The sequence below is a fragment of the Streptomyces sp. NPDC007205 genome (assembly GCF_040634095.1).
In the GTDB taxonomy this organism is placed as follows: domain Bacteria; phylum Actinomycetota; class Actinomycetes; order Streptomycetales; family Streptomycetaceae; genus Streptomyces.
Map to the genome: position 1 here is coordinate 86,406 of NZ_JBEYEW010000021.1, position 14,524 is coordinate 100,929.

Here is a 14,524-nt window from a genome sequence, read left to right on the forward strand (position 1 = left end):
CCGGGCGGAAAGATCGAAGTCGACGCTGCCACGTCCGGCGCGGCGACAACACCCGTATGCGTGTCGTCATCGTGACCGAATCCTTTCCCCCCGATGTGAACGGCGTGGCCCACTGCGCGCTCCAGACCGCCCGGCACCTCGTAGAGCGCGGTCACCATCCGCTCGTCGTCGCCCCCGCCCCCGCTCCGGGCAGCGGACCGGACACGGACGCCCCGTGCCCGGTCGTCCGGACCCCCTCCCTCCCGCTCCCCGGCTACCCCCAGGTCCGGGTCGCCCTGCCCAGCCGGCGGCTCGCCGCGGCGCTCGCCGAGCACCGCGCCGACCTGGTGCATCTCGCCAGCCCCTTCGTCCTCGGGGTGCGCGGCATGGCCGCCGCCGCCCGGCTCGGCATCCCCGCCGTCGCCATCTACCAGACCGACCTGGCCGGATACGCCCGCACCTACATGGGCGCCGGCGAGGCGGCCGCCTGGCGGCGGATCCGCTCCGTGCACGCCGCCGCCGACCGCACCCTGGCCCCCTCCAGCGCCGCCCTCGGCGATCTGGAGGCGCACGGCGTGCCCCGGGTCCGGCTGTGGCCGCGCGGCGTGGACACCGTACGTTTCCGGCCAGAGCACCGTGACGAGGCGCTGCGCCGCGAACTCGCCCCCGGCGGCGAGCTGATCATCGGCTACGTCGGCCGGCTCGCCCCGGAGAAGCAGGTCGAGCTCCTCGCCGGCGCCTGCGGCCTGGAGGGCGTCAAGGTCGTGGTCGTGGGCGACGGGCCGAGCCACGCGCACCTCACTGAGGCCCTGCCCGGCGCCGTGTTCCTCGGCCGCCGCACCGGCCACGACCTTGCGCGGATCTTCGCCTCGCTGGACCTGTTCGTGCACACCGGCCCCTTCGAGACGTTCTGCCAGACCGTCCAGGAGGCCATGGCCAGCGGCGTCCCGGTCGTCGCACCCGCCGCCGGCGGCCCGCTGGACCTGGTCGCCCACGGCCGCACCGGACTCCTCGTCCCGCCGTGCGACGCAGGCGCCGTGACGCGGGCCGTTCGCGCACTGGCCGCCGACCCGGCGCGGCGTAGCGCGTTCGGCGCCGCCGCGCGCACCCTGGTCGAGGGTCGTACCTGGGCCGCCGTCGGCGACCAGCTGATCGCCCACTACGACGATGTCCTCGCGGCACGCAGGGCGGTGGTGGCGGCATGACCGGCCAGTCCCTGCGTATCGTCCGGCTCGCCAACTTCGTCGCCCCGGCCTCCGGCGGCCTGCGCACCGCCCTGCGCGAACTGGGCAGGGGCTTCCGGGCGGCGGGCCACGAACCCGTGCTGATCGTGCCCGGCGAGCGGCACACCGACCGCGACACCCAGCAGGGCCGGGTCATCACCCTGCCCGGCCCGCTGCTGCCCGGCACCGGCGGCTACCGCGTCCTCACCGACAAGCGGCGCGTGGCCGCCCTGCTGGAGGAGCTCGGCCCGGACCGCCTGGAGGTCTCCGACCGTACGACCCTGCGCTGGACCGGACGCTGGGCCCGCCGCGCGCGCGTGCCCGCTGTGATGGTCTCCCACGAGACCGCCGACGGCGTACTGCGCACCTGGGGCCTGTCCGAGAACCTCTCCCGTCGGGCGGCCGACGCCCTCAACACCCGTACCGCGCACGTCTACTCGCGGGTGGTGTGCACCACTGAGTTCGCCGAGCGCGAGTTCGTGCGCATCGGCGCGCGCAACGTCGTACGCGCCCCCCTCGGTGTCGACCTGACGGAACGCCGCCCCGCCCTGCGCGACCCGGGCCTGCGCACCCTGCACGCGCGCGGGGGCGAGGCGCTGCTCGTGATGTGCTCCCGGCTGTCGGTCGAGAAGCGCCCGGGAACCGCGCTGGACGCCCTGGAGGCGCTGATACGACGCGGGCGGCGGGCAGTGCTCGTGGTGGCCGGGGACGGGCCGCTCAGGGCCCGTCTTGAGCAGCGCGCGCGGGAGCACGGGCTGCCCGTGACGTTCCTCGGGCACGTCTCCGACCGGGCCGTGCTCGGCGCCCTCCAGGCGACCGCGGACGTCGCTCTTGCGCCCGGTCCGGCCGAGACGTTCGGGCTCGCCGCGCTGGAGGCCATGGCGTGCGGCACGCCCGTCGTGGCGAGCGCGTCGTCCGCGCTGCCCGAGGTCATCGGGTCCGCCGGGGTGACCGCGGCCGACCGGGGCGAGGCGTTCGCGGACGCGGTGGAACTGCTCCTGGACCGGGGCGAGCACGCCCGGCGCGAAGCGGCACGCGCGCGTGCGGAGTGCTTCGGGTGGGGGGCGGCCGTGGAGGCGTTCCTGGCGGCGCACGACGCGGAGGTGCTCCGCCCCGACGGCGTCCGTCGCGGCGTACCGGAGGGCGCGGCATGAGACCCCTCCGCTTCGTCGCCCTCGGGGACTCGCTGACCGAGGGCGTGGGCGACCCGGCCGGGGACGGCTGGCGGGGCTGGGCCGCGCTGCTGGCCCCCTCCCTCGCCGAGAGCCCCCACGCCGTCGCGTTCACCAACCTCGCGGTCAGCGGCGCACAGACCCGGGACGTGCGGGAACGGCAGACCCCGGCCGCCCGGGAACTCAGCCCCGACCTGGTGTCGGTGGTGATCGGCGTCAACGACACGCTGCGCCGCACCTTCGACATCCGGACGGTGGCCGCCCACCTCGACGAGGTCTACGCGACCTTCACCCGCGAGGGCGCCACCGTCCTCACCGCCTGCCTGCCCGACCCCGGCGCGATGCTGGGCCTGCCGGGCGCCCTGGCCCGTCCGCTGGCCCGCCGGCAACGGGCCGTCAACACGGTCGTCCACGCGCTGTCCGAACGCTACGGGGCCGTCCACCTGCACGCCGCGGACGGTGCCTGGATCACCGACCGGACCCTGTGGAGCGCGGACCGGCTGCACCCGGGCGAACGCGGGCACCGGCAGCTCGCCGTGCGCTTCCACGCGCTGCTCACCGAGACGGGCCGGGCGACGGGACAACCGCCGTCCCCCGTGCCGGAGTCCCCCGGGCCGACCCGGACGGCGAGCCTGCTGTGGCTGGCCACGGCCGGCACCGCCTGGGTGGCCCGGCGCTGCAAGGACCTGCTGCCCCAGCTGCTGCGCCTGGCGGCAGACGAACTCCGGCACCGGGCCCGCGGCACCAGCGCCCACCTCGATCTGCGCGCCTCCGCCGCGGCGACCGCGGCCCTGGCCGCCCTGACACGGGACACCGTCGAGGCTTGCGCGGCCGTCGGGACACTCAGGAATGGATCGTTGAACAATCCTTCGATACCCGCGTTGTTTCGTTCCGGTGTGTGCGATTGAATTCCGGGCATGGCAGAGCAGCTGACGGCACTGGCCGACGACCGGGCGCTCCTGGGGCGTACGAGCACGGCGGAGCGGGTCTCGGACATCCTCCGCAGCCGTATCGCCGACGGCTACTTCCCGCCCGGCACGCGGCTGTCGGAGGACGGTATCGGCGGGGCGCTCGGCGTCTCCCGCAACACCCTGCGCGAGGCTTTCCGGCTGCTCACGCACGAGCGACTGCTGGTCCACGAACTCAACCGCGGGGTGTTCGTGCGGGTCCTGACCGTCGAGGACGTCGAGGACATCTACCGCACGCGCTCCCTGGTCGAGTGCGCCGTCGTCCGCGGGCTCGGCGAGCCGCCGTACCGGCTGGACGGCGTGGCCGCGGCGGTCGCCGAGGGCGAGGCGGCGTCCGCCGGGAACGACTGGAAGGCGCTGGGAACCGCCAACATCCACTTCCACCGGGAACTGGTGGCCCTGGCCGGCAGCGAACGCACCGACGAACTGATGCGCAGCGTCTTCGCCGAGCTGCGGCTCGCCTTCCACGTCGTCGACGACCCGCGCCGGCTGCACGAGCCCTACCTCGCCCGCAACCACCAGATCCTGCAGGCGCTCCGGAGCGGCGACAAGCGCGAGGCCGAGCGGCTGCTGGAGACCTACCTCGCGGACTCGCTGGACCGGGTGGTGGAGGTGTACCGGCGACGAGTGGGGGCCGACAGCACCCCGTAGGTGAGGGCACAACACCCCATGGCCCTGTAGGCCAATCCGGCGGAGCCGCTCGTTTGGGTCGATGTCAGACCAAGGACCTAGTCTGTGCACCGTGACTTCGCCTGCATCGACGGACAGCGTTCCGCCCCAGCTCAGCGCGGGGCCGCGCCCGGCACCGGGCCCGGCCGCCGACGAGGGGCTGGCGCGTCGGCTGCGCGCGCTCGCCTGCACCGCGCCGCTGCACGACCTCGACGCGCGCAAGGCCAACCTGGCCGGTGAGTACTCGGTGTACGGCATGGCCGAGGTGGCCCTCGCCGCCATCGACCTGGTCACGCTCAACATGGACTTCGACACCGGCGCCGACCACGAGCAGATCGTGGCCCGGCTCGTCCCGCGCATCGCCGCCCAGGCCCCGCGCCGACCGGCCGCCGAGCACGAGCGCGTGGCCCGCTGGGTCCTGGAGAACCTGATCAACGTCGGCAGTGTCGACCGCGGCTTCCGCGCCGTGTACGGCACCTTCGCGCCGGACGGTGCGTACGTCCGCAGGGACTACGACTTCAAGCTGATCGAGGAGGTCCCCGGCCCCGGCGGCACGGTCTATCTGCGCACCACCGACGAGGCGGTCAACGTCCTGGTCGGCGCCCTGGACACCGACGTCACCAGCGCCCAGATCGCCGCCGAGGTCAAGCTGGAGGTGCTGATCAACCGCGGCCGGCTCGCCGACGCCCAGCTCGCCGCCGAGCAGGCCCGATACCGCACGGTGCAGTACTCGGAGACCCTCCGCCGGGCCCTGGAGGCCACCCGGCGCAACGTCCGCGCGGTCGACTGGCTGGGCGCCGTGCCCGACATGATCGCCGAGGCCCTGGACCACGTGGCCGAGCGCTACCGCCACGAGAACGCCATCCTCACCAACATCCGCAAGGCCCGCGACGAGACCGAGGAGCCCGAGCACAAGCGCCGCGCCGCCGAGCTGGTCGACATCGTCAAGGACTGCATCCGGCGGCACACCCAGCTCCAGTCGCGGTTGCTGGAGGCGGGCCCGCTGTTCCGCGCCGAGCAGGACCGGCAGGCCTTCGCCACGCCGGCGACGACCTCGGGAATAGACCTGTACGGCCATCTCGTCGCGCCCGTCCTGCCGTTGCCCCTGGAGCAGGCGATCCGGGTCACGGACGCGTTCTTCGCGAACGGCACGGGGCTGCGGACGCCGGTGTCCGTGCGGGTGGCCGACCTCGTCGAGATCCTGCTGACGCCGCCCGTCGAGCGGGAGCACCTCGGCGCGGAGATGCCCGAGCCCGACCTGATCGCCACGCCGGACGACAGCCGCTTCAGTGAGGAACAACTCGCTGCCGCCATGGAGCTGCTGGATCTTCCGGCCGACGCACCGCGCAGGCTGTCCGGACTGCTGGCCGAGGCCCGGAGCCGGCACCCGGACGACCCGGATCTGGCCTACCTGGTCGCCCTGCTGGCGGTCCACGCGGCGAGTCCGGCCGTGGGCACGGCCTACCGGCAGGGCGAGGAGAAGCTGCTGTTCGCCGTGGACGACGGCACCGAGCTCGACGACCCGGAGTTCGGCGGTGCCGACCTCATCGTGGGGACCGCCCTGCTGGACGCGGCGGGGATGGCCGCGGACCGGACGGAAGCAGCATGAGTGAGCACCAACGCGACAAGGAGCCCAAGCCGTGACCGAGCACGTCGACCGGAGTGAGCCCGAGCCTGCCGCCGCGCCGGCCGGTTCCGCCGTCACCCCCGCCGACGCCGCCGACGCGGCGCGGCTCGTCGCCTTCGGGCTGCAGCCCAAGCTGCAGCCCGCGCGGGACCAGGAGTACACGGAGCTGCTGCGCCGCTACCGCGAGGACCCGGCGTTCGCGCGGCTCGCCGACGCCGTCGCCGCAGGTCTGGGGCTCGTCGTGCTGGAGGTGTCGCCGCGCGCGGGAATGGCCGTGACGGCCGCCGAGGACTCGGTGTTCGCCGTCCGCATGGGGGACTACGCGCGTCGCACCGCCGCCGACTCCGGCGACCGCTTCCTGCACGGACTCGCCCATCTCGCCGCCGCCGCGCTGGCCTTCCCGCGCCCGGAGGACCTGGCCGACGACACCTACATCGGCCGCGTCACCGTCAACGGCGTCGACGCCTTCGTACGGCAGGCCTGCCGGCGCCTGGAGGAGCGTGCCGAGGAACTGGGCGAGAACACCGACCCGGCGACCGACGCGCCCGGACTGGAGGCCGCCTGGCGGATCTGGGCCAGACGCAGCGCCACCGGTGCCACCAAGGACGCCCGCCGGCCGGCCGCCTCCACCACCGGCATGGTGGCCAAGGCCCTGGCCTTCCTCACCGACTCGGGCTTTCTGCAACGCACCGGCGACGACAGCGGCGGCACCTACCGCACCACGGCCCGCTACCAGCTCCAGGTCCGCGACCTGGCCGGCAGCGCCGCCATGGCCGAACTGCTCGAGCTGGGCGTCGTACCGGTGACCGACGGCACGGCCAGCCTGCTGCCCGCCGAGGACACCGAGGATCTGGAGCTGGTGGCCGACGCCGGGCTGCCGTTCCACTCCTGAACCCGTAGAACCACCGCACGTTTTCCCAAGACTTACGACGAGAGTCCGCCATGTACGAGCTGTCCCGGGTCCGCCTCTACTCCATCGGTCCCGCCGGTGCCCGCTATGCCGACACCGTGCTTGACCTGCGGGGAGTCGGCGAGCCCGTGCCCGACCCGGCGCCCGCGCAGGCGGAGTTCTTCGAGGAGGAGCCGTCCGGCCCGCCGCGCCGGCCCGCGCCCGCGGGCGTGCTCTTCCTGGAGAACGGCGGCGGCAAGTCCGTGCTGCTCAAGCTGATCTTCTCGGTGATGCTGCCGGGCCACCGCAACACCCTCGGCGGCGCCAGCTCCGGTGTGCTGCGCAAGTTCCTGCTCGCCGACGACTGCGGCCATGTGGCGCTGGAATGGCAGCATGTGCAGACCGGCGAGTGCGTCGTCGTCGGCAAGGTGAGTGAGTGGCGCGGACGGCAGGTGTCCAACGACCCGCGCAAGTTCGCCGAGGCCTGGTACTCGTTCCGGCCCGGGCCGGGGCTCAGCCTGGACAACCTGCCCGTCGCCGAGTCCACCGCCGTACGGCCCCCCGTCGAGGGCACCTCGGGCGCGCAGGGACGCCGCCGGACCATGAAGGGCTTCCGTGACGCCCTCATGGAGGCCGGCAAGGCCTACCCGCACCTGGAGGCGCACTGGGAGGAGATCCACGACCGCTGGATCGAGCACCTCGGCGACCTCGGCCTCGACCCCGAACTCTTCCGCTACCAGCGGGAGATGAACGCCGACGAGGGCGAGGCGGCCGGCCTCTTCGCGGTGAAGAAGGACTCCGACTTCACCGACCTGCTGCTGCGCGCCGTCACCGACACCCGGGACACCGACGGCCTCGCCGACCTCGTCAGTGGCTTCGGCAACAAGCTGGGCCGGCGCGCCGAGCTGATCGCCGAACGCGACTTCACCGCCGGGTCGGTCGACCTGCTCGGGCGGATCGTCGAGGCCGCCGACGCCCGCGCACGCGCGCGTGACATCCACGCCGGCGCCGAGCGCCGTACCCGCACCCTCGCCCGGCGGCTGTCCGCCCGGGGCGTGCGGGAGCGGGTACGGGCCGCCGACCTCGCCCAGCGGGTCACGGCCGCCGCGTACGCCGTCACACATTCCGAGGGCGCACGGGAGCGCAGCGCCCTGATCGCCGCCGAACTCGCCTACCGGCACGCCTCCCTGGCGCTCGCCGCGGCCGAGAAGTCCGCCGCCGCACAGAAGCGCGAGCTGGCCGACGCGCGCACCCTGCACTCCGCCTGGCAGGCCGCCGAGGCCGTGCTGCGCCACCGGGCCGCCGCCGACCGTGTCGCGCGCGTGTCCGCCGCCATCCAGGAGGCCGAGCGGGACGCCGCGCCCGCGCTCGCCGCCCGTGCCAAGGCCGCCGTGGACCTCGTACGGGCCCTGCACGCGGCCGCCGAGAACGCCGAGGCCCTCGCCAACGAGGAGGAGGAGCGCTCCGCCGCGCTCCAGGAGACCGGCGACTCCGCCTACCGCGACTCCACCACCGCCGCGACCGAGGCACAGCGCGCCCGCAGCGAGGCCGGGCATCTGCGCCAGCGCCTCACCGAGGTCGAGCAGGAGACCGCCGAGGCCGTGCGCGCCGGCTGGCTCGACGACAGCGCGCCGGACGCCGACCCGGCCCGCGCGGCACTCGCCGCCAGCGACGCCGAGAAGAGTGCCGTCGCCGCCTGGGACGCGGCCCGCGAGGCCGCCCGCAAGGTCACCGAGCACGCGCGCGAGGCGGCCTCCGCCGAGTCCCGCGCCGAGCTGACCGCGGCCCGCGCGGCGGACGCCGCGACGGCGGCAGAGCGCGCCTACGAGGCCGAGCGGCGCCTCGCCGAGTCCCTGGCCGCCGAGGAACGGCTCGCGGAGCTGCTGAGCCTGCCGGGTGCGCCCGCGGCCGGGCATGCCGCGGTGCCCGGACCTCGGTCAGGGGCCGACGACGCGATGGGCGCCCGGCGCGGCACGCGCGGCGGCGCGACCGACGCGGGCGTGGGTTCCACGGGCGGGCGGCACGGCGCCGTGGAGCCGACGGCAGCGGACCCGAACGGCGCCCCTCGCCCGGCTCCCGAAACCCCCCTCACCCCCGAGGAACTCGACCGCTTCGCCGACGAGTTGCGCGAGCTTCTCGACGCCGCCGTGTCGACCGCCGAACGGCACCTCTTCGAGCTGCGCACCGCCGCCGCGGACGACTCCCGGATCCTCGGCGCGCTCGGCGACGGCGGACTGCTGCCGCCCGGCCCGGACGTCCTGGCCACGGTGGAGTTCCTCGGCGAGCACGGCATCCCGGCGCTGCCCGGCTGGCGCTATCTCGCCCAGGCCGTCGACCCCGCCGACCACGCGCGCGTGCTCGCCGCCCGCCCGGAACTGGTCGACGGTGTGATCATCACCGACCCGGACACGCACGCGCGTGCCCGCGAGGCGCTCGCCGACGCCGCCCTGCTGCCGCGCTCCGCCGTCGCCGTCGGCACGGCCGCCGCCCTGCTCGCCCCCACCCCCGCCGACAGCGCCGCCCCCGGTGACGTCTTCCTCGTACCGCCGAACCCGGCCATGCACGACGAGCACGCCGCCGACGAGGAACGCCAGGCGCTGCGCGCGCGGGCCACCGAGCGCGACGAGGAGATCCGCACCCTCGCCGCCCGGCTCGGCAAGGACCGTGAACTGGCCGCCCGGCTCGCCTCCTGGCGCACCGGCTGCCCCGCCGGACGCCTCACCGAACTGGCCCAGGCCGCCCAGGAGGCCCGTGCGTTCGCCGAGGAGTGCGAGGCCGAGCTCGCCGAGGCACGCACCCTGCGCGCGGAGGCCGACGAGGCCGCCGCCGAGGCCGTACACGTCCGCGACGAACGGCAGGACGCCGCGCAGAAGGCCCGCCGCGCCGCCGACGCCCTCGCCGGACTCGCCTACCGGCTCCGCGAGCGCGCCGGCTGGCAGGCCAAACTGCGCGAACTCGCCGACGAGGCCACCGAGTCCGAGGCCCGCGCCCAGACCTGCCTGGAGCGCGCCCGCGCCGCCGACGAGGACCGCCGCGCCGCCCAGCGCGCCGCCGACGACGCCCGCCGCACCGCACGCGCCCTGCGCGCCGAGCGCTCCGAGATCGCCGGCGCCCCCGACGACGTACCGGTCGAGGACGCGGACGCCCCCAAGGCGTCCCTGCCCGCCCTCCGCGAGGCCTACCGGGCGGCCTCCCAGCTGTACGAGAAGGTCGGCGTCGGCGCCGACCTGCGCGCCGAGCAGGCCCGCGCGGAGAGCGACGAGAGCGCCGCCCGCGCCGAACTCGACCGGCTCAGCAACAAGGTCCGCACCCGCGCCGAGCAGCTCCTCCAGTCGCCCGACGGCTCCGACGGGCCCTCCCGGCAGGCCGCCGCCGCCCGCGCGGAGGAGCTGGTGCAGCTCCTGGAGACCCGCATGTCCAGCGCGAGCGAGCAGCTCGGCCGGCTGCGCGGCGAGGCCGAACGACACGCCCCCGAGGACGGCGAGGCACACACCGAGCTGACCGAGGAACTCGTCCCGCGCGATGCCGAGCACGCCCAGGCGCTGCTGCGCACCGCGGCAGGTGAACTCACCGCCCGTACCGAGGCGCTGGCCGGGGCCCGCGAGGCGCACGCCGAGCTGCTGGAGGCCCACCGGGCCGCCGAGGACGCGGCCGGCGGCTTCGACGAGATCGCCGCGATGCTCCGCGACCTGCTGCGCGAGCACACCACCGAGGAGGACCAGGAGGAACCGGAGCCCTATCCGGGCAGCCTGGAGGAGGCCCGGCACTCCGCCGCCGAGGCCCGCCGCTCGCTGCGCGGCTGCGCCGCCGACCTGTCCGCCGCCGAGGCGGCCGTGCGCGAGGCGAGCGACGTACTCGTCCGGCACGCCAACTCCACCCGCTACGAGCAGGTCCGCACCCCCGCCCGGCAGCAGATCCGCGAGCTGCCCGCCTCCGCGCTGCCCGAGCACGCGCAGAAGTGGGCCGACGCCTTCGCGCCCCGGCTGCGCGTGCTGACCGACGAGCTGGCGCAGCTGGAGCGCAACCGCGACTCGATCGTGGACCGGCTGCGGGGCCTGGTGGAGTCCGCCCTCGCGACGCTGCGCTCCGCCCAGCGGCTCTCCCGCCTCCCGGAAGGCCTGGGGGAGTGGTCCGGGCAGGAGTTCCTGCGCATCCGCTTCGAGGAGCCCGACCAGGCCACGCTCACCGAACGGCTCGGCGAGGTCATCGATGACGCCACCCGCGCGGCTGTGAAGAAGAACGCAGACCTGCGTCGCGACGGCATGTCGCTGCTGCTGCGCGGTGTCGGGGCGGCGCTGCAGCCGAAGGGTGTGGCGGTCGAGATCCTCAAGCCCGACGCCGTACTGCGCGCAGAGCGGGTGCCCGTCGGACAGATGGGCGACGTGTTCTCGGGCGGCCAGCTGCTCACGGCGGCCATCGCGTTGTACTGCACGATGGCCGCGCTGCGGTCGAACGACCGGGGCAGGGACAAGCACCGGCACGCCGGCACGCTGTTCCTCGACAATCCCATCGGGCGCGCCAACGCCACCTACCTGCTGGAGCTGCAGCGAGCCGTGTCCGACGCGCTGGGCGTCCAGCTGCTCTACACCACCGGCCTGTTCGACACCACCGCGCTGGCCGAGTTCCCGCTCGTCATCCGCCTGCGCAACGACGCCGACCTGCGCGCGGGCCTGAAGTACATCAGCGTGGAGGAACACCTCCGGCCCGGGTTGCCCGAGCAGCCCCAGGCCGGAGAAGCGGTGCACAGCGAGATCACGGCGACCCGGATGTTCAGGAAGCCGGCGTAGTCGTCAGCGGTCCTCCCTGATCAGATCCGCGCACTTCTCGCCGATCATCATCGTCGTGATGCACGGGTTGACCGCGATCAGGTCCGGCATCACCGACCCGTCGGCGACCCGCAGCCCCTCGACCCCCTTGACCCGCAACCGCGCGTCGAGCGGGGCCGAGGGATCGTCGTCGGCGCCCATCTTCACCGTGCAGGACGGGTGGTAGACGGTGTTGTGCGTCCTGTGGATGTAGTCCAGGAGTTCGTCGTCGGTCCGGACGTCCGGGCCGGGTGCCAGCTCGGCTCCCGTCCAGCCGCTCAGGGCCGGCTGCGCGGCGATCCTGCGCGCCAGCCTGAGCCCGTAGGTCATCACCCGCACATCGTGCTCGTGCGTGAAGTACCGCGGGTCCACCTTCGGCTTGTCCCGGTAGTCCCGGGTGCGCAGCCGCACCGTGCCGCGCGACTTCGCCTTGGTCACGTTGGGCGTGAGACAGAACGCGTTCTCCGAGGTGGGGTAGCCCCAGCGTGCGGTGTTCATGTCGAACGGGACCGAGCCGTAGTGGAACATCAGGTCGGGCCGGTCCAGGCCGGGCTCGGTGTCGTAGAAGATGCCCGCCTCCCACCACTGGCTCGACGTGGTGGTCATGGGCTGCTTGGCCTCCCACATGATCACGCCCTCGGGGTGGTCCTGGAGGTTCTCGCCGACGCCGGGGGAGTCGACGACGAGGTCCACGCCGACCTCGCGCAGATGCCCGGCCGGGCCGATGCCGGACAGCATCAGCAGCTTCGGGGAGTCGATCGAGCCGCAGGAGACGATCACCTCGCGCCGGGCCCGTACCGTACGGGTGTGCACCAGGTCCGGGTCCAGGTACTCGGCGCCCACGCACCGCCGGCCCTCCAGCACCAGCTTCTTGGCGCGTACTCCGGTACGGATGTCCAGATTCGGACGCTTGCCCATGACCGGGTGCAGATAGGCCACCGAGGACGACTGGCGGACGTTGTTCTCGTCGGAGTTGATCTGGAACCAGTTGGCCCCGCGCACCACCGTCTTCCCGGTGTTGAACGGGACCGTGGGTATCCCCGCCTGTGCGCACGCCTCCAGCAGGGCCGCGCCGCACGGGTCGCCGCCCTTCAGAGTGCGCAGCCGCACCGGGCCGGTGCGGCCGTGGTGGTCGCCGGGCGCGTCGTTGTTCTCCAGCCGCCGGTACAGCGGGAACAGGTCGGCCGCGCTCCAGCCCGTACAGCCCTGGGCCGCCCAGTCGTCAAGGTCCTGCGACGGCGCCCAGAAGGCGATGCAGGAGTTGTGCGACGAGCAGCCGCCCAGCACCTTCGCCCGCGCGTGCCGCATAAAACTGTTGCCGGTGGCCTGCGGCTCGACCGGGTAGTCCCAGTCGTAGCCGGACTCCAGCAGGCCCATCCAGCGCTCCAGCCTGAGGACGTCGTCGTCGCCGACGTCGCTCGGCCCCGCCTCCAGCACGCACACCGTCACGGACGGGTCCTCGGAGAGCCGCGCCGCCACCACGTTGCCCGCCGTGCCGCCGCCGACCACCACATAGTCGAACTCAACGATGCTCATATGACCTCCTTGCCTGCCAGAACCCAGCCGAAATCAGCCGGAATCCGCCAGAATCCATCGGAATCGGTCGGTGTGGGGCGGAGTCAGTCGGCCGCCGGGGCGGCGAGGGGAGCCGAGTCCGCGGCGGACGCCGCCTCCAGGCGGTGCTCGGCGAGCACGCCGGTGCGGTGGCGCTGGACGAACCAGTAGTAGGCGAAGCCGCCGCCCGCGATGACCGCGACGAACAGCACCGCGCCCCAGCGCAGATACCAGTGGTACGGCGCGCTCGCGTTGTAGACCGCGGCGCGCGGCCAGATCAGGTTGACCGTCATGGCCGCGCCCCACACGACCGCGACGATGTTGACGAGCAGCCCCCAGCGGCCCAGCGAGAACCGGCCCCCGCCCGCCGGCTGCCACCTGCCGCGCAGCCGGGCCACCAGCATCGGCACCGTGACACCCAGGTAGGCGAGGTAGATCATGATGATGCCGATGCTGGTGACGACCGTGAAGATCTGCGGCTGGCGGATGTTGACCACGAGGATCGCCAGCGCCAGCACACCGATGATCACGGCCGGCAGGACCGGGGTCCGGAAGCGCGGGCTGACCCGGGCCAGCAGCGAGGACGCGGGCAGGTTGTTGTCCCGGGCCATGGCGAACGCCAGCCGTATCGCCGCCGTGTGCACGGCCAGCGCGCACACCGTGACCGCGATCAGCACGCACCACAGCATCGCCTTGCCGGCCGTGGGACCCAGCACGTCGAGCACGATGTACTGCAGGCCGTCCGTGGACAGCTTGTCGCCCTTGAGGCTGGAGACGCTCATCAGCGCCAGCAGCAGGACCAGTCCGCCCAGGACGAAGGAGGCGACGATCGCGCGGATGATGGCGCGCGGGGCGTTCCGGGACGGGTCCAGGGACTCCTCGCCGAGCGAGGCGGCGGTGTCGAAGCCGTACATGACGTACGCCGAGGCCAGTGAGGCCACCAGGAAGGCGCCGAGGTAACCCGTTGAGTAACCCGATCCCGTGTGGTTCGTCTGCATGACGACTTGAGGGCCGCGGGTGATGTGGACGGCGAACAAGGTGATCAATACAACGGTGGCGATCAACTCGATGAAGACGCCCGCCGTGTTGATCGTGGCCATCAACTTGACGCCGAAAGCGTTGATCAGCGTGGTGAACAGGATCAACACGGCCGCGAGGACGACCGCGTTGGTCGCCACGTCGTACTTGCCGGTGCCGTCGCCGACGAACTGGAACGTGGAGGAGATCTGCGGCAGCGTCAACTGGTAGGCCAGCGCGACCGCCGAGATGGACACGATGGACGCGATCAACATCATCCACCCGGCCAGCCAGCCGAGATGCGGATTGCCGATCTTCTTCGACCAGTTGTAGACCGAGCCGGCCACCGGGTAGCGGGCGGCGAGTTCCGCGAAGCACAGGGCGACGGTGAACTGGCCGAAGAACACCATCGGCCACGACCACCAGTAGGCCGGACCGCCGCTGCCGTAGCCGAAGTAGAACAGCTGGAAGGTGCCCGTCAGGATCGAGATGTAGCTGATCCCGGCGGCGAAGGTGTGGAAGTTGCCGAGAGTGCGCTTGAGCTCGGGTTTGTAGCCGAACTCCGCGAGTTCGGCGTCGTCGTGGTGGTGGGGACCTGGGGATTGCTCGGTGGTCGTCATG

General features: G+C 73.6%; 9 protein-coding genes. 7 read left to right on the forward strand and 2 right to left on the reverse strand.

The genetic code is table 11. The features are described from left to right. The first annotated feature begins 56 nt into the window (after window positions 1-56). The 7 genes from ABZ624_RS29000 (at window position 57) to ABZ624_RS29030 (ending at window position 11,314) form a co-directional block, all read left to right on the forward strand. Complete coding sequence (locus ABZ624_RS29000) at window positions 57-1,184, forward strand: glycosyltransferase family 1 protein (RefSeq protein ID WP_360095143.1); 1,128 nt, start codon at window positions 57-59, stop codon at window positions 1,182-1,184. Beyond that, window positions 1,181-2,356, forward strand: a complete 1,176-nt coding sequence (locus tag ABZ624_RS29005) for a glycosyltransferase (RefSeq protein ID WP_360095146.1) — start codon at window positions 1,181-1,183, stop codon at window positions 2,354-2,356. Before ABZ624_RS29000 ends, ABZ624_RS29005 begins: the two co-directional genes overlap by 4 nt. Continuing rightward, window positions 2,353-3,282: an SGNH/GDSL hydrolase family protein gene (locus ABZ624_RS29010; protein ID WP_360095149.1), complete on the forward strand. Its 930-nt coding sequence runs from the start codon at window positions 2,353-2,355 to the stop codon at window positions 3,280-3,282. Before ABZ624_RS29005 ends, ABZ624_RS29010 begins: the two co-directional genes overlap by 4 nt. A 9-nt stretch (window positions 3,283-3,291) precedes the next feature. Then, window positions 3,292-3,993, forward strand: a complete 702-nt coding sequence (locus ABZ624_RS29015) for a GntR family transcriptional regulator (RefSeq protein WP_360095152.1) — start codon at window positions 3,292-3,294, stop codon at window positions 3,991-3,993. A 91-nt stretch (window positions 3,994-4,084) separates the two neighbouring features. Next, window positions 4,085-5,620, forward strand: a complete 1,536-nt coding sequence (locus ABZ624_RS29020) for a hypothetical protein (protein WP_360095155.1) — start codon at window positions 4,085-4,087, stop codon at window positions 5,618-5,620. Window positions 5,621-5,651: 31 nt separating this feature from the next. Continuing rightward, window positions 5,652-6,530 carry a hypothetical protein gene (locus ABZ624_RS29025; RefSeq protein WP_360095158.1) on the forward strand — a complete coding sequence of 293 codons (879 nt, stop codon included), beginning with the start codon at window positions 5,652-5,654 and terminating at the stop codon, window positions 6,528-6,530. A 50-nt stretch (window positions 6,531-6,580) separates the two neighbouring features. After that, window positions 6,581-11,314: a hypothetical protein gene (locus ABZ624_RS29030; RefSeq protein WP_360095161.1), complete on the forward strand. Its 4,734-nt coding sequence runs from the start codon at window positions 6,581-6,583 to the stop codon at window positions 11,312-11,314. A gap of 3 nt (window positions 11,315-11,317) precedes the next feature. Here the strand turns inward: ABZ624_RS29030 and ABZ624_RS29035 are convergent, their stop codons facing one another. After that, window positions 11,318-12,868: a GMC family oxidoreductase N-terminal domain-containing protein gene (locus ABZ624_RS29035; protein ID WP_360095164.1), complete on the reverse strand. Its 1,551-nt coding sequence runs from the start codon at window positions 12,866-12,868 to the stop codon at window positions 11,318-11,320. Window positions 12,869-12,951: 83 nt separating this feature from the next. Continuing rightward, complete coding sequence (locus ABZ624_RS29040) at window positions 12,952-14,523, reverse strand: amino acid permease (RefSeq protein WP_360095167.1); 1,572 nt, start codon at window positions 14,521-14,523, stop codon at window positions 12,952-12,954. Between the last annotated feature and the right edge of the window lies 1 nt (window position 14,524).